The sequence below is a fragment of the Sedimentibacter sp. B4 genome (assembly GCF_000309315.1).
Taxonomy (GTDB): domain Bacteria; phylum Bacillota; class Clostridia; order Tissierellales; family Sedimentibacteraceae; genus Sedimentibacter; species Sedimentibacter saalensis.
In genome coordinates this window covers 1-22,784 of record NZ_CANG01000931.1, presented here as the reverse complement: position 1 = coordinate 22,784, position 22,784 = coordinate 1, and the positions used below count along the sequence as shown (strand labels likewise).

17 protein-coding genes are annotated in these 22,784 nt (G+C 35.7%); 11 read left to right on the top strand and 6 right to left on the bottom strand.

What is annotated here, in order from left to right:
• Nucleotides 1-59 precede the first annotated feature (59 nt).
• Both dxs and BN358_RS15960 read left to right on the top strand, forming a co-directional pair.
• Nucleotides 60-1,919, top strand: a complete 1,860-nt coding sequence (gene dxs / locus BN358_RS15965; RefSeq protein ID WP_019229536.1) for a 1-deoxy-D-xylulose-5-phosphate synthase — start codon at nt 60-62, stop codon at nt 1,917-1,919.
• A 2-nt stretch (nt 1,920-1,921) separates the two neighbouring features.
• Entirely contained in the window at nt 1,922-2,653 is a 732-nt protein-coding gene (locus BN358_RS15960; protein ID WP_019229535.1) for a gamma-glutamyl-gamma-aminobutyrate hydrolase family protein, read from the top strand.
• Between the two features lie 109 nt (nt 2,654-2,762).
• Here the strand turns inward: BN358_RS15960 and BN358_RS15955 are convergent, their stop codons facing one another.
• From BN358_RS15955 to BN358_RS15935, 5 genes are read right to left on the bottom strand one after another with little or no spacing between them, the layout of a single operon-like run.
• Complete coding sequence (locus BN358_RS15955; protein WP_019229534.1) at nt 2,763-3,854, bottom strand: NADH:ubiquinone reductase (Na(+)-transporting) subunit F; 1,092 nt, start codon at nt 3,852-3,854, stop codon at nt 2,763-2,765.
• Between the two features lie 9 nt (nt 3,855-3,863).
• Entirely contained in the window at nt 3,864-4,454 is a 591-nt protein-coding gene (locus tag BN358_RS15950) for an NADH:ubiquinone reductase (Na(+)-transporting) subunit E (protein ID WP_019229533.1), read from the bottom strand.
• Entirely contained in the window at nt 4,451-5,077 is a 627-nt protein-coding gene (locus BN358_RS15945; protein WP_019229532.1) for an NADH:ubiquinone reductase (Na(+)-transporting) subunit D, read from the bottom strand. Before BN358_RS15945 ends, BN358_RS15950 begins: the two co-directional genes overlap by 4 nt.
• Nucleotides 5,077-5,685: an FMN-binding protein gene (locus tag BN358_RS15940; protein ID WP_019229531.1), complete on the bottom strand. Its 609-nt coding sequence runs from the start codon at nt 5,683-5,685 to the stop codon at nt 5,077-5,079. The genes BN358_RS15945 and BN358_RS15940 overlap by 1 nt, the downstream gene beginning before the upstream one ends.
• Complete coding sequence (locus tag BN358_RS15935) at nt 5,682-6,632, bottom strand: RnfABCDGE type electron transport complex subunit D (RefSeq protein ID WP_019229530.1); 951 nt, start codon at nt 6,630-6,632, stop codon at nt 5,682-5,684. The genes BN358_RS15940 and BN358_RS15935 overlap by 4 nt, the downstream gene beginning before the upstream one ends.
• A gap of 244 nt (nt 6,633-6,876) precedes the next feature.
• Here BN358_RS15935 and zapA point away from each other — a divergent pair, with 244 nt between their 5' ends.
• The 3 genes from zapA (at nt 6,877) to BN358_RS15920 (ending at nt 12,682) form a co-directional block, all read left to right on the top strand.
• The gene (zapA, locus tag BN358_RS15930; protein ID WP_019229529.1) at nt 6,877-7,956 is read left to right on the top strand and encodes a cell division protein ZapA; all 1,080 of its coding nucleotides are present in this window, start codon (nt 6,877-6,879) and stop codon (nt 7,954-7,956) included.
• Nucleotides 7,957-8,000: 44 nt separating this feature from the next.
• Entirely contained in the window at nt 8,001-10,181 is a 2,181-nt protein-coding gene (locus tag BN358_RS15925) for a U32 family peptidase (protein ID WP_019229528.1), read from the top strand.
• A 122-nt stretch (nt 10,182-10,303) separates the two neighbouring features.
• Entirely contained in the window at nt 10,304-12,682 is a 2,379-nt protein-coding gene (locus BN358_RS15920) for an endonuclease MutS2 (RefSeq protein ID WP_019229527.1), read from the top strand.
• A 59-nt stretch (nt 12,683-12,741) separates the two neighbouring features.
• Here BN358_RS15920 and abc-f read toward each other — a convergent pair whose 3' ends face one another.
• Entirely contained in the window at nt 12,742-14,316 is a 1,575-nt protein-coding gene (gene abc-f / locus BN358_RS15915) for a ribosomal protection-like ABC-F family protein (protein WP_019229526.1), read from the bottom strand.
• A gap of 336 nt (nt 14,317-14,652) precedes the next feature.
• Here abc-f and BN358_RS15910 point away from each other — a divergent pair, with 336 nt between their 5' ends.
• The 6 genes from BN358_RS15910 to BN358_RS15885 all read left to right on the top strand — a co-directional run bounded on the left by BN358_RS15910 (nt 14,653) and on the right by BN358_RS15885 (nt 22,357).
• A complete protein-coding gene (locus tag BN358_RS15910; protein WP_019229525.1) occupies nt 14,653-15,732 on the top strand; it encodes a GNAT family N-acetyltransferase in 1,080 nt (359 codons plus the stop codon).
• 140 nt (nt 15,733-15,872) lie between these two features.
• Nucleotides 15,873-17,579, top strand: coding sequence for an arginine--tRNA ligase (argS, locus tag BN358_RS15905; RefSeq protein WP_019229524.1), 1,707 nt, complete (start codon nt 15,873-15,875; stop codon nt 17,577-17,579).
• Nucleotides 17,580-17,914: 335 nt separating this feature from the next.
• On the top strand, nt 17,915-18,574 hold the full coding sequence (locus tag BN358_RS22520) for a lytic transglycosylase domain-containing protein (protein WP_019229523.1): 660 nt from the start codon (nt 17,915-17,917) through the stop codon (nt 18,572-18,574).
• Nucleotides 18,575-18,625: 51 nt separating this feature from the next.
• Nucleotides 18,626-19,504: a hypothetical protein gene (locus BN358_RS15895; RefSeq protein ID WP_019229522.1), complete on the top strand. Its 879-nt coding sequence runs from the start codon at nt 18,626-18,628 to the stop codon at nt 19,502-19,504.
• Nucleotides 19,501-21,231: a B12-binding domain-containing radical SAM protein gene (locus BN358_RS15890; RefSeq protein WP_019229521.1), complete on the top strand. Its 1,731-nt coding sequence runs from the start codon at nt 19,501-19,503 to the stop codon at nt 21,229-21,231. The genes BN358_RS15895 and BN358_RS15890 overlap by 4 nt, the downstream gene beginning before the upstream one ends.
• On the top strand, nt 21,215-22,357 hold the full coding sequence (locus tag BN358_RS15885; RefSeq protein ID WP_019229520.1) for a tetratricopeptide repeat protein: 1,143 nt from the start codon (nt 21,215-21,217) through the stop codon (nt 22,355-22,357). The genes BN358_RS15890 and BN358_RS15885 overlap by 17 nt, the downstream gene beginning before the upstream one ends.
• Nucleotides 22,358-22,784 lie beyond the last annotated feature (427 nt).

Genomic DNA, 22,784 nt, shown 5'->3' with positions numbered 1-22,784 from the left:
ATATTTAAACAATATATAATTATTAAATGCATACTCAATAAAATGCTTGAGAGGTAAAAATGAAATTTTTAGATAAAGTAAATTCTCCGTTGGAGTTAAAACAGCTTAAAACAAGTGAGCTGCCCATACTTGCCAATGAGATAAGAGAATACATAATACAAAGCGTGTCAAAAACAGGAGGACATCTTGCTTCAAACCTTGGAGTGGTAGAGCTTACAGTAGCCATGCACTACTCATTAAACACTCCTGAAGATAAAATAATATGGGATGTGGGACATCAGTCATATGTTCATAAAATATTGACAGGAAGAAAAAATGAAATGTCTACCTTGAGACAGTTGAAAGGCCTCAGCGGTTTTCCAAAACGTGCTGAAAGTATATACGACTGTTTTGATACAGGGCACAGCAGCACTTCTATTTCTGCAGCCATGGGAATGGCAAGGGCAAGAGACCTGAAAAAAGAAAATTATGAAATAGTTGCAGTAATAGGTGATGGAGCCCTAACCGGAGGAATGGCATTTGAAGCTTTAAACGATGCAGGAAGAAGCAATACAAAACTTATTATAATATTAAACGACAATGAAATGTCAATTTCAAAAAATGTGGGAGGTCTGTCAAAATACTTAAGCAAGGTCAGAACGGACACAAGATACCTTTCAACAAAGAAGGATGTTGAAAAAATATTAAACAACATGCCCGTTGCAGGGGGGAAAGTCAAAGCGTTTTTAAAAAGAGCCAAGGACGCAGTCAAACAGATGGTTGTTCCCGGAATGCTTTTTGAAGAGCTTGGTCTCACATACATGGGCCCCGTAGATGGACACAGCATTGACGATTTGTTAGTAGCCTTCAAGACTGCCAAAAACATTGAAGGACCTCTTATAATGCATGTGGTAACAAAAAAAGGAAAAGGATATAAATTTGCTGAACAAAGGCCAAATGAATACCACAGCGTGTCAGCATTTGACATTGAAACAGGAAAGAACATAAAAGAATCTACAGTTGCGTCGTATTCTGATGTATTTGGAAAGAAGCTTTGCGAAATAGCTGAAAACAACAACAATGTTGTAGCCATTACAGCAGCCATGACAGATGGAACAGGGCTCACTAATTTTGCAAGAAAATTCCCCAAAAGAATTTTTGATGCAGGTATTGCCGAACAACATGCAGTTACTATGGCTGCAGGACTTGCTGCAAACGGAATTGTTCCTGTTGTGGCTCTTTATTCTTCATTTCTTCAAAGAGCTTATGACCAGGTAATTCATGATGTTGCAATTCAAAATCTACATGTTGTGCTTGCTGTTGACAGGGCAGGTCTTGTAGGAAATGACGGTGAAACACACCAGGGGGTGTTTGATGAGTCATTTTTGATGCAGATACCAAACATGACTGTCATGTGTCCTGCAGACTACAGAGAGCTTGAAAGTATGCTTGAATTTGCAGTGAATGAAATTGATGGACCTGTGGCCATAAGGTATCCAAGAGGAAGTCTCAAGGAATATGTGAGCGGAAGCTATAAAAAAATAGAAAAAGGCAAGGGCATTGTAACTGAGGAAGGCAGTGATGTTACCATAGCTGCCTGCGGCAAAATGGTTGTGACTGCACTTCATGTCCGAGAAATATTAAAAGAGCAAAACATTGATGCTGAAGTTGTAAATTTGAGATTCATAAAGCCTTTGGATGATAATTTGCTGTTAAAATCAGTAATGAAGACAAAGAAGGCTGTTGTAATAGATGAAGCTGTTCCATGGGGATCTTTTGCTTTAAGCGTAAAAGCAGCACTTCAAGATCATGCCGACGTTCTTATAAAGACATTGCCTGATGAATTTATCAGACACGGCACTGTTGAAGAACTGCTTAAGGAAAACAATATGGACCCTGAGAGCATTGCTTATGATGTAAAAAAATTCTTGGGGAGGTAAAAATGAACACCATAATCGGTATTACAGCTGATAAAATTATGGAAGACGGATTTTACTATGAAAAGGTCAACGAAAGCAATTTAAATGCTGTTTTTCAACATGGAGGCGTGCCTGTCATTCTTCCAATAACTGAAGATGAAAAAACAATAGAAAAATATTTAAGTTTTGTTGACGGAATTTACTTCACAGGAGGCGGAGACATAAACCCTCTGTTGTTCGGTGAGGAACCAATCAGACAAATAGGTGCCATAGATTACGATAGGGATGCATTTGAAGTGAAATTGTACAACCATGCCGCAGCAAGAAACATGCCCATGCTTGGCATATGCAGGGGTCAGCAAATCATGAACATTGCTGCAGGAGGAACACTGTACCAGGACATTTACACCCAGAGGCAAAATACGAACGGGCATTCTCCAAAGTTCACATTTGGAGGATATGAGCACCACACGGTTAATTTGTTAAAAGACTCCATGATTTTTAACATATTAAAAGCAGACAAGATTAAAACAAATTCCTTTCATCACCAGGCAGTGAAGGATGTGGCTGAAGATTACATTGCAACTGCTTTTACTGAAGATGGAATAATAGAATGCATAGAATCTGCAGAACTTGATTTTGCACTGGGTATTCAGTGGCATCCTGAAATAATGTTTGAGAGATATCCGATATTTTGCAATATTTTCAGCAGTTTTATAGAGGCTTCAAAAAGATATTCTATAAAAAAGAATTGAGTTGCAATTTTTATTTAAAGGCAAAAGATGATTATTCAAAGAATAAAAAAGCACGGCTAGACTACTGATATAGTTTACAAGCCGTGCTTTTTTTCAGGGAATTTATTATTTAGAACTTGTCGTAATAAATTTTATTAAGAGAAATATTCTTTTCTTCCAGAGATTTTATTATGGAATCAATCATTGCAGGGCTGCCGCAAAGATATGCTGAATAATTTTCTCCATTTTCCACATGTTTTATTATTGAATCCGGAACTCTTCCCCTGTCTCCATTCCAATCAGGAGATTCTTCACGAGACAGTGTTGCTATGAATTTAAAAGCGGGAAGTTTTTCTTCAAAATATTTGATTTGTTCAAGCATGAACAAATCTGACATTGTCTTTGCTCCGAAGAAAAATATTGTTTCTCTGTTGATGTTATTTTCAGCCATGTACTTAAGTATTGAAAGTATGGGCGCCATGCCGGTTCCTGCTCCTGCCAATATTATGGGGCCGTTGTCATCCTCGTGGTAGTAGAAATCTCCATAGGGTCCGTTTATGTGCACATTGTCTCCCACATTCAGGTGCTGATGAACATATGTTGTTGCAATGCCTCCGGTATATCCTATGAGAAGCTCGATTGCATGTTTGTCGTTGACGCTTGAAGCAACAGAATATGCCCTGTAAACCTCTTCGTCGTTACCTTCATATGCAGGTGCCTTAAGCTGTACATATTGCCCTGGTCTGAAGTTTATCTCTTCATTGCCAAGATCAAAGCGCAGATACTTGATTGTTGGAGTTACTTTTTCCATTTTTACAACTGTTGAAGCATATTCCTTCACATTGAAAAGCTCTTCAGGTATTTCAATTTTTATGTCTTGTTTTAATTTACATTGACATGAAAGACGCATGTTCTTTGCAAGCTCTTCATTTGTGAGCAGTGGAAGTTCCGTAGCAAGCACAGGCCCTCCTCCCTCTGTTACCACAACTTTGCAGTAGCCGCAGGAACCCTTGCCTCCACAGGCCGATGGTATGAATATTTTTTCGTTCCTCAGTGTTGAAAGAAGGCTGGTTCCTCCTTCCACGGTGTAAGTTTTTTCATTGTTGATGGTGAGTTTTACTTCTCCATAATTTCCAACTGTCCTGTCTGCAGCTGTTAGTATTGCAGCAAGGATTGAGGTAATTGCAGAGATTATCAATGTAGTGGTTAATATTGTGCTCATGGTGGCCTCCTATTGAATTTGAACCATGCCGCTGAAGCCTATGAATGCCAGGGCCATGATGCCGGTTATAATAAGTGTTATAGGTGCGCCTCTTAAACCTTCAGGTATGGAATTTTCATTTAGTTTTGATCTTATTCCTGCCATTGCCGTTATGGCAAGAGCCCATCCGATTCCTGAGCCAACAGAAAACATAAATGTCTGAAGAAAATCATACTGTCTTGCAACCATGAAAAGAGACACACCAAGTATAGCGCAGTTTACGGTTATGAGAGGAAGAAATATTCCTAGGGCGTAGTAAAGATTTGATAAATATCTTTCCATGACCATTTCTAAAAGCTGTACAAATGCTGCAATGACAAGGATGAACACTATATACATGAGGTATTCAAGGCCGAAAGGAACAAGTATGTTCCAGTAAACAATGTAGTTCAGTACTGTGGTAAATGAAAGAACCATGGTGACTGCAACACCAAGTCCAATTGCAGTTGGAATTTCCTTTGATACAGCTATGAAGGAGCACATTCCGAGAAAATTTGAAAATATCATGTTGCTGGTGAAAATTGAAGCTATGAAAATTACAAATGGGTGGACATCAATCATTTTTTCTCAACTCCTTCTTTTTCTTTTTTAGTTCTTAAGTTGTATGCAGCCCACATAATCAAAGCAAGTATGAAGAATGCAGAGGGCGGCATTACCATCAGTGTCCATTTTGTGAAGTTTTGAGGCATTACAGCTCTTCCGAACACAGTGCCGAATCCAAGCAGTTCCCTTACCAGTGAAATAAAAAGAAGTACAAGAGTGTACCCGAAACCAGAAGACAGACCGTCAAGGAATGATAATAACGGCGGATTAGACTGAGCAAACCCTTCAGCCCTTCCCATAATAATGCAGTTTGTTATTATAAGCCCTACATAAGGACCCAGTGCTTTGCTCATATCAATCATATATGCCTTTAAAAATATGTCTACAATAATTACGTAGGCAGAAATTATTAGAACCTGGACCATCATGCGTATGTGTCTGGGGGTGCGGCTTTTTAAAAGCGATACGGTCATGGAAGAAAATGCTGTTACAAATGAAAGTGCAATTCCCATAATGAGGGAGTTCATCATTCTGTTTGTCACAGCCAGGGCTGAGCAAATTCCTATAACCTGAACCAGTATTGGATTGTCATATAATATTCCTTTTTTAAAGATTTTTTTTGCATCCTTCTTAAGGCTCATTATTTCACCTCCAGTTTCTTAAAAAAATCATTTAAATCTTCGTTGATAAGTTTTTCCACAGCCGATGAAGTCTGGGTTGCTCCTGCAATGGCATCCACATTGCTTCCGCTTTGGGGAGAGGAAACTATAAACTTGCCGTCCTGAGAATCAGATATGTCGATTTCTCTGAACTGTTCCTTGTATGATTCTTCTGAAATCCTTCCTCCAAGCCCCGGCGTTTCAGATTGTTTGACAAAATCAATGCCTGTTATTTTTGAATAGTCTTCGTTAAGTCCTACATATCCTGAAATAGTTCCCCAAAGACCGGGTCCTTCAACAGGAACTGCATAAGAAATTTCTTTTTCTCCGTCCATGAGCACATAAATGTTCTTTCCGCCTGTAAATCTTTCTTCAACATGTTCATTAAAAACTTTTTCTATATCTTTTGGATTTTTACTTTCCGGAAGAATGTCGAATATGTAAAGAATTTTATATCTTAGCTCGCTTTCGTTGTTAAAAGCAATTGTATCTTTTGTTGCTTGGCTGAATGCAGAAAGAATAAATACGAAGAAGGCTGTTACAACAGTCATAAAAATAATCGGATAAAAAAATGATTTTTGGTTTTTCATATTGCAGCCTCCTTTTTCTTTTTTTCTGCTTCTTTAACAAAGTAATCAATTATAGGGGCAAATGTGTTTCCTATTAGTATTGCAAACATCATTCCGCCGTTAAAAAGAGACATACTCCTTATGAGTATGGTCACAGCCCCTATTATTAAACCGTAAATCCATTTTCCTGTCTTTGTTTTTGCAGCACTTATGGGATCAGTTGCCATGTACACGGTTCCAAACAGAAATCCTCCCATCATCATACCATAAATGGGATTTGCTGCATTAAAACCTGATAATCTCAAGACAATTGATAATAAAGTAAAACCTGCTAATGAACCAAGCATTATTTCGTGAGAAGCAGTTTTTTTGTAAATTAAGTATAAAGCCGAAATTATTATTAAAATTTTGCATGTTTCTCCAACCGCACCTGGAATGGTGCCAAGGACAAGCGATTTAATATCAGACAATGCTCCTGAATTTTTAAACATTATCATTGGAGTTGCACTTGATACTGCATCAATTTCTTGAGTCAAATAAGTTGTAAATCCACCAGGAAAAAAACTAGAAGCCACATTCCAAGATATGGTCATGGGTTCAGGAAAATTGACATAAATAAAGGCACGACCCACAAGTGCCGGATTGAAAATATTGCGTCCAAAACCTCCGAAAAATAATTTTCCAAAGAAAAGTCCAAAAAGAATTCCTATAGCTGCAATCCACATGGGGATGGATGGCGGCAGGGTCATTGTGTAAAGAATGCATGTGACAAACACGGCTTCAGATGCTTTGCTGCCATAGTGTTTTTCCCACAGATATTCTGCGGCTGTTCCTATTGTTGTCACAAGTATGAATAAAATAAGCACTCTTTGCCCATACACATACACTGAAAACAAAATTATAGGCACAAGGGATAAAAGCACAGCCCTCATATTTTTCTGAATTTTAAAAATATCTTTGTAAATCATATTCACCTCCGAATTTCAATACTATATATATACACGCAAAAATGAAAATCAATCACGGAATAGTTTACATTTTGCCGAAAAAAATTAAAAAATAAACAAAAAGTATTATTTGCTATTGAAATTTTAAGTGTTTTACATTAATATTAGTATATAATTGAAGTAAATTCGGAAATTTTAAATAAATGTTAGTCATTCCGTTATTATTCAGAATCAAAAGAAAATAATATAAAGGGGATTTGATTATATGAATAAAATAGAAATTGTTATAGGTGATAAAAAATACAACGTAAAAACTGATGAAAGTCCCGAATATGTGAAAAATATAGAAACAGTCCTGAATGATCAGATAAATTCAATAGCAAATGCAAACAAACGCTTTAACGAAATAGACAAGATGATTTTGTCTTCATTTGTGATTGTGGATAAATATATTAAACTTACAAAGGAAGCAAGCGACTACAGAAAAGAAATCAAAGATGAAATACAGCTTTTGAAGGAAGAAAAAATCAAGGCTCTGCAGGAAAAGGATGAAGCATATGCAAAATCTTCTGAAGCAGTGCTTGAAAAGGAAAGATACAGGGAAAAGCTTCTTGCAAGGGACAATGACAGGGAATATCTTAATTCACAGATTTCAAAACTTCAGGAAAAACTTTCGGAGCAGGAACAGCAGCTTGTAAAAAGCGAAATGCTCATGAATGAGCTTAAAATCAAAAACGAAGAACTAAATGAACTATGTGAAGAATTTAAGAATGAAAGAGAAAACTTCACAAAAGAAATTAATTTCATGAACAACACCAAGAGCAGTTTAAACGGAAGAATTTCAAAACTTCAGCTAAAGCTCAACGAAAGGGAACAGTACGTTGTTCAGCTTGAAAAAAATATAAGGGAACTTAAAGGAAATCTTGAGGACAAATCTCAGAAAATTTACAATTTCAGCGACGATCAGCAAAAAATGAACATGATCATAGAGTCCAAGCAAAATGACATTGATTCATTGAACAATAAAATCACGCTGCTTCAAAACAAGCTGAATGAAAAAGATGAAGTTATCAGTAACAAGGATAAGTCAATTTTGGAACTTAAAAAGAGTACAGAAGAATTGAAGAAAAAATACGAAAACATCAACGATGAAAAGGAAAGATACCTGGAAGAGCTGCTAATGACTAACAACGACAAGGAAAATCTAATAAACAGCATCAATGAACTGCAGGACAGGTTAAATCGCAAGGAAACAGAAAATTTTCAGAACCAGCTTGAAATCAGTAAGCTTAAGAAAGACAACAGAGAATTGTTGGAACTTTTAGAGGATGAAACGTCTAATTAACCAGGGGAACGCAAAAGCGTTCCTTTTTAAAAACAGGAGAAAACATGAAAAAACAAATTGAACTTTTAGCACCTGCAGGAAGCATGGAATCATTTTATGCCGCAGTTAACAGCGGAGCAGATTCAGTGTATCTTGGAGGAAAGTTATTCAACGCAAGACAAAACTCACAAAATTTTGATAACGAGGAAATGAAACATATAATTCGCTACGCCCACAACAAGGGTGTGAAAGTATACGTAACTATGAACACAGTACTTAAAGATTCGGAAATGATAGATGCATTAAACTATGCAGCTTTTCTGCATGATGCTGATGCAGATGCTGTAATAGTTCAGGATCTGGGATTATTGTACCTTATAAATAAGTTTCTTCCTGATTTAAGCGTGAACATGAGCACCCAGGCAGCCATTTATGATGAATATGGAGTGAAATTTTTTGAAGACTTTAATATAAACAAAGTCATAATGGCAAGAGAGCTGTCCATTAGCCAGCTAAAGGAAACTCTGGAAAACACAAATGTTGACCTTGAAATTTTCATACACGGGGCACTTTGTGCCTGTTATTCAGGTCAATGCTACATGTCAAGCTTTTTAGGAGGCAGAAGCGGCAACAGAGGAAAATGCGCACAGCCTTGCAGGCTTAATTACAGCTTTTATGACAAGGAAAAGAAAGAAGAACTTGATGACTTCGGAACAATTCCTGTGCTGAGCATGAAGGATTTCAATGCAGGACAGTCAATAGGAGAACTAATTGATGCAGGCATTAAAACATTTAAAATTGAAGGTCGCATGAAAGGACCTGAATACACTTCTGCAGTGGTGGAATATTACAGACAAATAATAGACAATTACCTGACAGGCAAAACCACAGACATCAATGAGTTTGAAAAAAGAGCAATATCAACATTTTCAAGAGGATATACAAACGGGTATTTAAAACCATCTAAGGACGATGAGATGTTTGCAAGAACAAGTTCTGGCGTTAAAGGTGATGATATTGAAAATATTGAGGAAGAAACAAAGGACATTGCTCATGAATTTTCAGCATTAAGAAGGAAAAAAATAAAATTTGCTATTTCACTGAAGGTTGGAGAACAAGCTGTTCTTACGGCAACAGACGGGGAGAATGAAGTTGTTGTGAAAAGCAGCGAAGTTTGCGAAACAAGCATTAAGAATCCTGCCACAGAAGAAATAATAAAAGAACAGCTGGGAAAACTGGGAAGTACAATATATGAGTTAGAAAAACTAGACATTGCCAGTGACGAAAATGTGTTCTTAAGAAAAAGCACATTGAATCAGCTTAGAAGAGAAGCTACTGAACTTCTTTATGAAAAGGGAGCCGTTGTTTATTCAAGAAAAGAAGCAGGAAACATACCACTCAGCAAGTTGTTCGATTTTGAGAAAAACAAAAATGATGCAAGAGCAAAAATAAGCCTGAAAATAAATTACAACAATGAAATAGAATTCATAGACAACATGAAGGTAAAAAGAGTTTATGTTCCATACAATCTTGACATGGAAATGGCAAAGACAATAGAAGTTGAAGAAAAATACCTCTGGATACCAAACATAGTGTCAAAATCGGAATATGCTCTGTTTGACAAGAATATGAAGATTTATGAGGAAATTTTTGACGGTGTATGTGTTAACAATCCTGGAAGTTTTTATTTCTTCAAGGAAAACTCAAAGTTAAAAATACACTGCGGACCGTTCTTCAACATCATAAATTCATTTTCAGCGGAGCTTTTGAAGGGTAAGGGAGCAGAAAGCATTACATTTTCCATCGAAGCAAACATAAAAGACATGGAAAGCATCACGCGGAATTCAACTCTCAGGACTGAAATAGTATCCCATGCATATGCGCAGCTCATGGTTATGAAAAACTGCCCAATGTCAATGGTTAAAAACTGCAAAAACCTTCAGGACTGCAGCAAGTGCGAGTACAGGGAAAAAATAATGCTTAAGGACAGAAAAGGCGTTTATTTTAACATTGAAAGAGAAAACAAACTAATTCACATATACAACAGCGTTCCATTGACGCTCATAGGAAAAGTATATGACTTTGAACGTACAGGAATCGAATTTTTCTTTGTGGACACAAAGTGGCTTGAAGACCCGGAAGAAATAATTGATGCTATGTACTGCGAAATAAACGGTGTTCAAACATCAAACGTGCTTGAAGAAAATGGCTTCACCAGAGGCCACTATTTAAAAAACATCCTTTAAAAATTAATAATGAATAATTAAGAATGAAAAATTAATTGATGGAATTTTGGATACCAAAATTCCTTCCATAATTCTTAATTCTTAACTCTTAATTCTTAATTAGGAGAAAGAAGGGATTAAAAATGAAACAAAAATCTAAATCAGTATTGGAATTTGATAAGATTATTGAAAAGCTTTCAAATTATGCGGAAACATCCAATGGAAAAAAAGAGATTTTAAAACTGGATGTTTCATCAGATGTTGAGGCAGTTAAATTCAAACAAAATCAGACTGCACAGGCTCTTTCAATAATTATGGAAAAAGGAAATCCTCCATTAGGAGGAATAGCAGATATAAAAGAATATGCAAGAAGGGGAGCCGTGGGAGGAATAATTTCCCTAAGAGGGCTTCTTAACTGCGCGGATACATTAAGAGCTGCTAGGCTTTTAAAAAACTATGTGCTCCTTAATAACAGGGAAGAAAGAAACTATTCTCTCCTTGAAGAACTGTGCGAAGGAATTTTCACTGACAAGGACACTGAGGACAAAATATACCACGTGGTCGTAAGTGAAGAGGAAATTGCAGATGACGCAAGCCCGGAGCTTAAAAGAATAAGAAGAGAAATACAAATAAAAAACAATGCCATAAAAAATAAAATAAATACCATTGTGAATTCATCCGCCATGCAGAAATACCTGCAGGAAAACATAGTGACAATGAGAAATGACAGATATGTAATTCCTGTTCGTAAGGAATATAGATCCATGGTGAGAGGAATAATCCACGACCAGTCATCAACAGGCTCCACTCTTTTTATAGAACCAATGGCAGTGGTGGAAATGACAAATGACATTTCTAACCTTAAAATTGAAGAAAAGAAAGAAGTTGAAAGAATACTTCTTGAACTTAGTGGATTAATAGGCACAATCAGCGAACAAATGCTCATTAACCAGGAAATTCTCACAGAACTGGATTTCATATTTGCTAAGGGAAAGTATGCCATAAGCATAAATGCCATTGAGCCTAATGTAAATGACAGAGGTTATATAAGAATAAAAAAAGGAAGACATCCTCTCATTGATCCAAAAGTTGTTGTTCCCATCGATGCATGGCTGGGGGATAAGTTCAGGACTCTTATTATCACAGGACCTAACACAGGAGGAAAAACAGTGTCTATTAAGACACTGGGATTGTTTTCTCTCATGGGAATGGCAGGTCTTCATATTCCGGCGGAATACGGAACTGAAATATCAGTTTTCAGCGCCGTCTATGCGGACATAGGTGATGAGCAAAGCATTGAGCAGAGCCTCAGCACATTTTCTTCCCACATGACAAACATAGTGAAAATCATGAAGGAAGTGGATGAAAAATCTTTTGTTTTGTTTGACGAACTTGGAGCCGGAACAGACCCTACAGAAGGTGCTGCTCTTGCCATATCAATTCTTGATACTCTTCACGAAAGAAATATCGTAACTGCTGCCACAACCCACTACAGCGAGCTTAAACTATATGCCCTGAACACAGAAGGAGTCATAAACGGAAGCGTTGAATTTAATGTTGAAACATTAAGTCCAACATACAAGCTGTTAATAGGAGTTCCGGGAAAATCTAATGCTTTTGAAATATCGAGAAAGCTTGGCTTGAGTAATGACATTATAGACAAGGCAAAGAAAAACATTGAAACTGAAAAGGTTGAATTTGAAGATGCATTGAAGCAAATAGAAGACAATCGGGTATATATTGAAGAAAAAAGGCGTGAAATTGAAAGACTTGATGAGCAAAGCAGGAAAAAGCACTCGGACTTTCTGGCCAAGGAAAGAAAATCACTTGAAAAAAGTGAAAAGCTTGTTGATGAAGCAAATTACGAGGCAAGAAAAATAGTTGAAAATGCCAAGAGAGAAGCTGCAGAAATCATTAAGGAACTTAAGAAATTAAACCTTGAGATGGATAAGGACAAAAGCCGAAGGGTAAATGAACTTAGACAGACGCTGAACGATAAATCAAAGGAACTTGATGAAAACCAGTACACAGAACAGATTTTCCAGGAAGACACATACGACACGGATTCTCCCATATCAAATGGCGATGCTGTAACAGTGAGAAGCCTCAATCAAAAAGGATTTGTCATTTCTGATACAGACAATCAACAAAATGTAATGGTACAAATAGGCCTTATTAAAATGAAAGTAAAGAAATCAGATTTGATAAAAATCAAATCTGACGAGGAAGTGAAACAAAAAAACAACACTACAAGAATGGTTAAACTGAAAACATCATCCATAAGTCCTGTAATAGACTTAAGGGGACTTAACTTAGATGAGGCGCTTTTGGAGCTTGACAAGTACCTTGATGATGCGTTCATGTCAAATCTCAACGAAATACAAGTCATTCACGGCAAGGGAATGGGCATCTTAAGAGAAGGTATAACACAATTTTTGAAAAAGCACAAGCATGTTAAAGAGTCAAGGCTTGGTTCGTTCAACGAAGGCGGAGACGGTGTAACAATAGTTACGTTCAAATAATGTGAGAACATAGTACAACGCACGATAAAACTAATAAAACGGCCCCTTTGGGGCCGTTTTTAACTTATATTAACAATTTTGTTTGCAACATTCTCATTGAACATGAAATCATGTTCCACAAAAATCATTGTAGGGCAGTACTTCAAAATGAGCTCCTCAATTTGCATTCGTGAATTCACATCAATAAAATTCAGTGGTTCATCCCATATATAAATGTGAGCTCTTTGAGAAAGGCTTTTTGCAATGAGAACTTTTTTCTTTTGTCCTCCGCTTAACTGTTCCAGATTTTTTTCGAATATTTCATTTCCGGTATCAAGCTTGTCAAGAAGCATTCTGAATATGCTTTCGTCAATATTTTCATCCCTGCAGTAATTTTTTAAAGAACCTTGGAGAAATCCTGTGTCCTGAGGAACGTATGAAACTACAAGTCCGCTTCCCATAGTTACCGTTCCTGAATAATTGTTATTTTCTCCTGTTAGGATTTTCAATATGCTAGATTTCCCGCTGCCGTTTTTTCCGCGAAGTGCAATTCTGTCTTCATGTTCTGCCTGAAAGCTTATGTTGTCAAATATTTTTCTGTCCTCATAACTTAAGGACAATCCTTCAACATTTATGAGGGTATTTTTGCGGTATTTAAGCGGCATGATTTTTAATTCATCGCTTCTTTCAATGTTTTTAAGAAGGAGCTTCTTATTTTCAATGGATTTTTCTTTCCTGCGCTCAATTGATTTTGCTCTTTTCATCATCTTGGCAGCTTTGTGTCCTATAAAGCCTCTGTCAGGCACAGGTTCTCCGAACTTCGACTTTTCCGTCTTGTCGCTCCAGCCGGCAGAGCGCCTTGATGATTCTTCAAGATTTTTAATTTCTTTTTCAAGCTTTTCATTTTCGCTTATTTCAAAATTATCTCTTAAATCCTTATTTGATTGCCAGGTTGAAAAGCTACCCTTTTGAATGTCAATGTCTGTTTTGTTTATAGATAGTATGTGATCAACAACGCTATCAAGAAAATGCCTGTCATGGGATACAAGTATGAATCCTTTTTTGCATTTAAGATACTCAGAAACAGTGTTCCTTCCCTCAAGGTCCAGGTGGTTTGTTGGTTCATCAATCAAAAGAAAATTGTTTTTCTTTAGAAACAGTGAAGCAAGCATTACCTTTGTCTTTTCACCGCTGCTTAATGTTGAAAACTGCCTTGAAAGAACATCTCTTTCAACTTGAAGCATGTTTAGTTCCTTTTCAATCATTTCATTAATGATGTATCCATCATTTTCAGAGTATAAGTCAAGTATTTCACCGTATCGTACCATGTCACCGTCCGTACCGGATGTAATAAGTCTTTGCATTTCTTTTTCCCACCGGGTGAAAGGTGCTATGATGTTTCTTGCAGTTTCCAATGTGTTGTCATTGCCATTGATTTCGAAAGGAAAGTAATCAAATTTTGTTGATGCGCTTATACTTCCTGAGTAGCTGTACTTTCCCATCAAAAGATTCAAGAAAGTTGTTTTGCCTCTGCCGTTTCTTCCTGTGAAGCCAAGCTTCCAGTCAGTATCAATTTCAAAGGACGTATTTTCAAAAATATTTTCATAATTTGTTTCATAGCTGAAAGTCAAATTTTTTACACTTATTATAGACATAATCCCTCCTGTAAGAGAGAAAATTAATTTAAAATAAAACACAAAAAAAACATTACAGAATCATGAAATATCAGAAATTAATTTACTCTCAAGTATTTTCTTAAAACAAAGCCTTATATTTGGCTTGTTTAACATTTCATACATCGAATAAATAAATTATCTAATCATTTCATCGTTACCTTTCTTTAATGTTTATTTAATTATATATAATATAATTCTTCATGTCAATGTGCAGTACTGCAATATATGGAAAAAATTAAATTAATTGCATTTTTATATCCTAAACATTATAATTAGATACAAAAAAGCATAAAATAATCAAAACACGGAGGTCATATGGAAAGAGAAATAGTAAGATTGGACATGAATAAAGATTTTGAAGCCTTTGAAGAACTTTCGGTGATTTCCTTCGGAGAAGGAACTAACAGCAAAAAAGAAATGTATCAATGGCTTTTTGATAAAAACCCATACAATAAATCAGGCAACATGATGTACCTGCTAAAAGAAGGTGACAAAGTAATAGGCTGTGACGGACTTTTGCCCAACGAGCTTTATGTTAACGGAAAAATACTTCTAACAGCTCATTCTGTAAAATCCATGACTCACCCGGATTACAAGAAGCAGGGAATATTCAGGACCATGACTCAGAATTCCTGCGAAAGAGGCCGCCAGGACGGTGTTGATGTTGTAATCGGACTTGCAAACGATCAGTCATATCCTGCTTATCAAAGGTTCGGCTGGCCCACATTGTTTGAAAAGGAAGTATATGTGAGACCAATTCTCATAAAAAACATTCTTAAGAGAAGAATAAAGGTCGGAATCCTTGCTTCAATGGGAAATTCAGTTTATTCAGCCTACATGAAAAATAAACTCAAAGGACAGATGGACAAGGAAATCCAATTTGAAATTCTTGACAGTGTTCCTGAAGAAATACAGAAATGCTGGGACAAATATAAAGAAAAGTACAGAGTTATGCTGGTTCGTGATTTCAAATACTGCAACTACAGGTACAATTTAAGACCTGACGTAAATTACGTAACAATACTGGCAAGACTGAACAATGAGATAATAGGTTTTTCAATTCTTCACAATTCTGTTGCAAACGGGTCAAAAATGACGTCTGCAGTTGAATTTTTCACAGACCCTACAAATGAAAGATACATAAAGGCTTTAGCAAACGGAGTTGCAAAATACTGCTATGACAACGGGCTTGAATATGCAGTAATAGGAACAGGGCTTTACGGAAAATATAAGGAAGTTCTACTGAACAACGGTTTCATGATTACGAGAAAACCTCCAAAAAACAACATGATGATTGCCAACGTGCTGTCTGACAAAGTTACACTTGAGGAACTCATGGGACATGAAAATTGGCATATAACACAGGGAGACGGAGAAACAGAACTGGATTTGTAGAATAATTAATAGACAAATAATATCAGATGAATAAACTTTATATGGTGCTGCAATTGATAATTATTGTTGCATTGACATTGAAAAACAGCTGTGATATTATTACTAACAAACTAATAAAAGGGAATACTCGGAGGAAAGAGATGGATTTTAAAGAAAAAGTAGCAGAGATATTCACTGCCGTAGAATCAGATTTGTCTATGGATGATGCTCTTCAGTTAATAGAGATACCACCCAGCCAGGATATGGGAGATTATGCGGTTCCGTGCTTTAAATTTGCAAAGAAGTACAGAAAGTCTCCTGCAGTTGTAGCAACAGAAATAGCAGAAAAGATTGGAAATGTTGATTTATTTGAAAAAATTGAATGCAACGGTCCATATGTAAATTTTTTTGTTGACAAAAAACATTTTGCAGAAAGAATATTAAAACAAGCATACATAGAAAAAGAAAATTTCGGAAGTACAGATGTAGGACAGGGCAAGACTGTCATTGTTGAGTTTTCATCTCCCAACATTGCAAAGCCATTCCATATTGGACACATCCGTTCAACTCTTATTGGAAACTCCATAAACAAAATATACAAGTACATGGGTTACAACACAGTTGCAATCAACCACTTAGGAGATTACGGCACTCAGTTCGGAATGCTTATTTCAGCTTACAAGAAATGGGGAACGCCTGAAATAGTTGAAGCCATAGAAAAAGACCCAATTCCTGAACTTTTAAAACTGTATGTAAGATACAACCAGGAAATAGAAACTCATCCGGAATACAGGGATGAGGCAAGATACTGGTTCAAGGAACTTGAAAACGGCAACGAGGAAGCTAAAAGACTGTGGTCGTGGTTCAGAGAAGTGAGTCTCAAGGAATTTAACCGTGTATATGACATGTTCGGAATAAAATTTGATTCATATGCTGGAGAAAGTTTCTATTCAGATAAAATGCCTGCAATTTTAGATGAGCTTGAAGACAAGTGCCTCCTTAAAGATTCAGAAGGAGCAAAAATTGTTGAGCTTTCTGAATATGGACTTACAGATGCCGTAATTCAAAAAAGCGATGGATCAACTCTTTATGTAACAAGAGACATTGCAGCAGCAACTTACAGAAAAAGAACTTATGATTTCTATAAAAATATATATGTTGTTGGCGCACCGCAAAAGCTTCACTTTGACCAGTGGAGAAAAATCATAGATTTGATGGGATATGACTGGGCATACGACTGTGTTCATATAATGTTCGGAACAGTGAGCCTTGAGGACGGAGCACTGGCAACACGCAAGGGAAGAGTAGTGTTCCTTGAAGATGTTTTGAAAAAAGCAATCGAAAAAACAACTGAAATAATAAATGAAAGAAATCCTAACCTCGAAAATAAGGAAGAAGTTGCAAAACAAGTGGGCATAGGAGCTGTAATATTCCAGGAGCTGTTCAACAACCGTATTAAGGACTACATGTTCTCATGGGATAAAACTTTAAGCTTTGAAGGCGAAACAGGGCCATATGTTCAGTATACATATGCTAGAACATGCAGTTTACTTAGAAAAGCAGGTGCAGATGTTGATGACAATGTTGATTATTCAGTTCTTACTGACAAGGAATCATTCAATGTCATAAGAAAGCTTGAAGGATTTAAATCAGCAGTACTTGGTTCGCATGATAAATATGAACCTTTCTTCATCACAAGATACATAGTGAGCCTTGCTCAGGAATTTAACCGTTTCTATCACGAGTGCCCTATACTGGTTGAAGATGAAGAAGTTAAAAAAGCAAGACTGCTTCTTACAAAGACAGTTAACACAGTCCTTAAAAAAGGAATGGAACTTCTGGGAATGGAAACACCGGAAAAAATGTAGTAAATAGGAGAGGGCTTATGTCCTCTTAGGTTAATGACAAAGTTTATGTTGGACGTTGTCATTCTGAGAGCTTGCTCGAAGAATCTCATGTTTTAAGTACAGATGAGATCCTGCAGTATCGTTCAGTATGACAGCGTCGGGGTTTGTCAATGATCTGGGAGGGCATAGCCCTCTCTTTTATATTTAAAACTAAACAAAGTATTTTTCAAAATCTTACATTGTCGTGCAGATATGCTAAAAACAATCAAATTTCAACAATACATATCATTATTCACCGTTGACTGCAAAATTAGTTGTAAAATATAATTAGACAACAAACATAAAAGGGTGATGAAATGAAACGTGAAAAGTACATGACAATGCTATTTGCTACGTGTGTTCTGTCTTATTTTATGATGATAAACATGAGCATGACTGCAAGTGCTGAAGATTTATCCAAGTATTACGGCAAGACCACAAGTCAGCAAAAAATTGAAACTTTTATATTTGATTTAAGAGATTCCTATATCAATGAAAAAAAATTGATACAATATGCGAATGAGTTGACAGGACTTAATCTTAGCGACTGTGAATACATGGCAAAAGAATGTAAAAATGAAAAGCTTGATATATTTTTGTTTTTGGGAGTGCTTCGAAGAGAAAGCAATTTTAATCCTTCAGCCATTGGAACATCAGGAGAACGAGGACTTGGGCAGCTCATGGAAAACACCGCAAAACCTGTTGCAGAGAATCTAGGCTATGAATACCATTCTGACAGGCTTTTTGACACAAAATTTAATATTAAGCTGACAATAACCCAGCTTTTGTACTTAATCAACATTTACGACGGTGATCTTCACATGGCCCTCACTGCATACAACAGGGGGCAGCAAGGTCTTGATGATTACATGGAAAAAAGAAGTCATGCTAATAATCCCGGTGAAAGCGAATATTCCTTAAAAGTTTTGCAATTTGCAGGAGAGTATAAAGAAGAGTTTGATAAATTTAATAATTAATTGTATAATAGAGTCGCGTCATTACGCGATTCTATTTTTTAAGGAGCACATATGCTTTCGAAAATACAAAACCTACTCTACAGCTGCTATGAAGACATTACATGGGACAGATTACCAGACATTAGATTTCAGCTGTTTTTAATTTCAGTTAAATGTCTTATGCCTTACGAGGACAACATTGGATGCTACCTGGATAAGGACAGATACATAAAGGAAATAGATCTTTTCAAACTTTATATTAACGGACATAATGATTGCATTGAAAATTATTTTAAAAACAAAACTCCATGTGATGGCGAGGACGGATTAATAGAATATAAAATCATGCCCATTGCAATTTCAAACACTGTATGGGAAAACCTCATGGAAGAAGTTATGAAGATGACTTCCTTTTATTCTCTTAACAAAAGAACAATTATAAATTCAATCCTAATATCATCTGCAGTGTATGATTATTTAAGCGATGAAAATATAGATATTGAAAACATGAATCTAAATGCAAAAGAAAGGATCATTCAATTTTCAATAAAGGAGTTTGCACAAAAACATAATATCAATCTTGACAAAATGAGCATAATTGATTTTGAAAAAGAAAGAATTAAAACTATAACGAAAGCACATCTTTATTCAGAGGAATGCATTTTAAAATCAAAAACATTACAGAACATAATAAACAATGTATCTCCTGAAGAAAAGGAATATAATGATGAGATACTTTCAAACTACTCAGCATACCTGCTGAAACTTCGAAAGGGAACCATTAGTCCTGAAAAGCTTAAGATTGGGGATGGAAAAATTCCTGAACTGAAGGAATTTTTAAAATATTCTTCATTCAGCCATCCTCTTCTTGGAAAGTGCATAATAGTTAGAAGAACCGAAAAAGAAATAATATTAAGAAACAAGACAGGAATCATGAAGGTGAATATATGAAAATTTTGCTTGTAACACTGGATTCAAAATTTATCCATGCAAATCTTGCAGTAAGATATCTAAAAAAATTCTGCAAGGATGATGATTTTAATATAGAAATAAGGGAATTTACAATAAACCAGAAGCAGGAATACATAATTGGTGAGATACTTTCGGCCAATGCTGATTTAATATGTTTTTCGTGCTACATATGGAACATTGAATACATAAAGGAAATTTCCTATATTATTAAAGAAGCAAAAAACTCCGTAGACATACTGTGGGGTGGACCTGAAGTGTCATTTGAAGTTAAAAAACTCATGGAAGAAGAAACATACGTTGATTATGTTGTATTTGGAGAAGGAGAAATAACTTTCAGGGAATTCCTTAAACAGTATCACAGTGAAAATCCCGATTATTCATCCATAAATGGTCTGGTTTTCAGAAAAGAAAAAAGCATCATTATTAATGAAGAAAGAAATCTCATTTTAAATCTTGATGAACTGAGCTACCCATACAAGGAAGACGATAATTTTGAAGACAAAATCATTTATTACGAATCATCCCGTGGATGTCCGTTTTGCTGTAGTTTCTGCATGTCTTCTATTGATAAGAGAATGAGGACATTTTCAATGGAAAGGGTTAAAAGAGATTTGTCTATGCTTTTAAAAACAAATGCAAGACAAATTAAGTTCGTGGACAGAACATTCAATGCAGACTACAAAAGATCCATGGAAATAATTAGATTCATAATAGCGAACAACCAGAACAACATGACAATTCACTTTGAGATAACCGCAGACATAATAAATAATGAATTCCTTGAATTTGTCGGAACCCTTCCTGTTAACATGTTTCAGTTTGAAATAGGCGTGCAGTCATTGAATGATGAAACATTGAAAGAAATCAACAGGCACATGGACATCAATAAATTGTTTGACATTGTCAGGTTCATTGAAGATCATAACAACGTCCACCTTCATTTAGACCTCATAGCAGGACTTCCTTATGAAGATTACAACACGTTTAAAAAGTCATTTGATGGTCTTCACAATCTCCAGTCAGAAAAAATACAGCTTGGTTTTTTAAAGGTGCTTAAGGGAACAAAGATATACGCTGACAAAGAAAAGCATGAAATCCGTTACAGAAAAACAGCTCCATATGAAGTTATCCGCACAAAATATATTTCAGCGGAAGAAATATTCAAACTCAAAGACATTGAAGAACTTGTTGACAAGTATTACAATGAAAAATACTTTGAAAAAACCCTTGAGTACATACTGAAACATTATTTTTCGTCATCAGCCTTTGAATTTTATGAGTCTTTCAGTTTATTCTGGAAAAATAATGATTTGTATAAAGTATCACACAGCAGAAAAAAGCTTTACAAAATACTATATGATTATGTACAATGCTTGGATGGGATTAGCAATGAATTTATTGACTGCATGAAATATGACTATGTGTTCAATAATCAGCATGAAGATATTCCGGATTATCTCATAAGAGAATCTGAGGACAAATACAGGCTGATTAAAAGATATCTTGCGAACGATGCGGATTTTAGAAAAACGTACTTTGCTCATGCAAAAAAAGAAGAAAAAATAGTCAATGATTTCAGAATTGTTGAAATAGGAAAAAATGCAACCTTGTTTATTTACTATGACAAGGACAATATATTCAACAGATGCTTAACACATGTAATAAACCATGCAATAGAGGAGATAGATTATGAACAAAAAAGATAAATACTTTCAGGATAGCTTTACTAAGAAAAGAAACGACATATCATTCATAGATTTAAGAAAAGGTGCTTCAATAAGCTTCAAAGACAAGACATACAAAACAGAAAAGGAACTGCCTGTGCCTGTAAGGGTCGAAAAGCTACTTGAAGACATTAAGAAGCAAAATGAAAGAGACGGTATAACACTTAATAACATAATAGACGGTATAATATTCATCCAGGGGACGGACCCTTCATTTGAATATTTAAAAGATTACCATGAAATGCTCAAAGAACTCCATTTTGACATCAAGCCATATATAATATACTGCATCAACAAGTTTGAAGGCAATGAAACAAAGGACAGTGTCATATACGGCAAGGCTCTGGTAAACATTGAGGAAAATGAAAAAAGCTGCTTTGTTTATGCTTCTGCACTTGAAAAAATGGGTGTTCAACTCAATGAAAAGGGCAAGGACACAATAAGTCAGTACTTTTTTGAAGAAGCCCACAAGTATTTTGAAAAAGCTTTGGATTATGATGACAAGTTTGCTCTTTCTTATTACAAACTAGGTTACTATTACAAAAGGATGCAACAGTATGTTAAAGCAAATCTTACTTGGGAAAAACATCAGGAAGTTGATGATGATCCATTAAGAATAGATGAAATAAGAAATGAGCTTATTTCTTTAAAGCCATATGTTGATTATGAAAGAGGTTACAACCTTGTATTGAAGGAAAGACCGGAAGAAGCTCTTGAATTTTTGCTTCCGCTGGTTAAAGATTTCAGCGGATGGTGGAACTTGCTTTTCTTTATAGGGCTTGCTTACAGATCATTAGGTGATTATGAAATAGCTGAAACATATTTTGAAAATGTATTAAAAATCGATGGCTCCCAAAAAGAAGCGATGAATGAGCTTGGACTGTGCAAAATATGCAGAAAAAAATACGTTGAAGCCGAAGAACTTTTCTCTACTCTGTTAAGCATTGATCCAGGCAACTGTGAAGTTTTCTGTAACCGTGCAGTAGCTTTGTTTTACAACAACCAGATAGACAGAGCATTAGAAGATATACAGACTGCCCTTAAAATTAATCCAGATGACCAGGTAGCCCTAGCCATAAAATCAGAAATTGAAAAATCACAGCAATAGAGTTATAGATATGATTAAAGTAGTTAATTAAAGTGTACCCCAAATGTTAGGCATAATAAACTAGCATTTGGGGTACTTTATAATCATCGTTCTTTTTATTTGTATTTGAATGGATTTAACTGCAATAAATAATCTCAAATAAAAAAGTTCAAACAAAGAATGAAAAGGGGATTGACAAAAATAAATAAGTGAGCTACAATATAAAAGCACTTCAGCTTTCTAAGCTGTTTAGGCAAAAATTAATTGAAAAACAAATGAAAAACCAGTTGACTTTATCACAGTGTTGTGGTAAACTAACAAAGCTGTCGAACTTGACAGAATAAACAAATAAAAAAGATAGTTTTGAAAAGAAGAAAAAACTTCTTGACAAAGAAAAGCTGATGTGATAAACTATCAAAGCTGTCTCAGCAAGAGACGGTGAGTCGAG

Coding starts and splice junctions, on each gene's coding strand:
- BN358_RS15910 (WP_019229525.1), top strand. CDS start 14,653: ATGGAAAGAGAAATAGTAAGATTGGACATGAATAAAGATTTTGAAGCC.
- BN358_RS15945 (WP_019229532.1), bottom strand. CDS start 5,077: ATGAGCCTTAAGAAGGATGCAAAAAAAATCTTTAAAAAAGGAATATTA.
- dxs (WP_019229536.1), top strand. CDS start 60: ATGAAATTTTTAGATAAAGTAAATTCTCCGTTGGAGTTAAAACAGCTT.
- BN358_RS15950 (WP_019229533.1), bottom strand. CDS start 4,454: ATGATTGATGTCCACCCATTTGTAATTTTCATAGCTTCAATTTTCACC.
- BN358_RS22520 (WP_019229523.1), top strand. CDS start 17,915: ATGAAACGTGAAAAGTACATGACAATGCTATTTGCTACGTGTGTTCTG.
- BN358_RS15935 (WP_019229530.1), bottom strand. CDS start 6,632: ATGATTTACAAAGATATTTTTAAAATTCAGAAAAATATGAGGGCTGTG.
- BN358_RS15885 (WP_019229520.1), top strand. CDS start 21,215: ATGAACAAAAAAGATAAATACTTTCAGGATAGCTTTACTAAGAAAAGA.
- zapA (WP_019229529.1), top strand. CDS start 6,877: ATGAATAAAATAGAAATTGTTATAGGTGATAAAAAATACAACGTAAAA.
- BN358_RS15895 (WP_019229522.1), top strand. CDS start 18,626: ATGCTTTCGAAAATACAAAACCTACTCTACAGCTGCTATGAAGACATT.
- abc-f (WP_019229526.1), bottom strand. CDS start 14,316: ATGTCTATAATAAGTGTAAAAAATTTGACTTTCAGCTATGAAACAAAT.
- argS (WP_019229524.1), top strand. CDS start 15,873: ATGGATTTTAAAGAAAAAGTAGCAGAGATATTCACTGCCGTAGAATCA.
- BN358_RS15925 (WP_019229528.1), top strand. CDS start 8,001: ATGAAAAAACAAATTGAACTTTTAGCACCTGCAGGAAGCATGGAATCA.
- BN358_RS15890 (WP_019229521.1), top strand. CDS start 19,501: ATGAAAATTTTGCTTGTAACACTGGATTCAAAATTTATCCATGCAAAT.
- BN358_RS15920 (WP_019229527.1), top strand. CDS start 10,304: ATGAAACAAAAATCTAAATCAGTATTGGAATTTGATAAGATTATTGAA.
- BN358_RS15940 (WP_019229531.1), bottom strand. CDS start 5,685: ATGAAAAACCAAAAATCATTTTTTTATCCGATTATTTTTATGACTGTT.
- BN358_RS15960 (WP_019229535.1), top strand. CDS start 1,922: ATGAACACCATAATCGGTATTACAGCTGATAAAATTATGGAAGACGGA.
- BN358_RS15955 (WP_019229534.1), bottom strand. CDS start 3,854: ATGAGCACAATATTAACCACTACATTGATAATCTCTGCAATTACCTCA.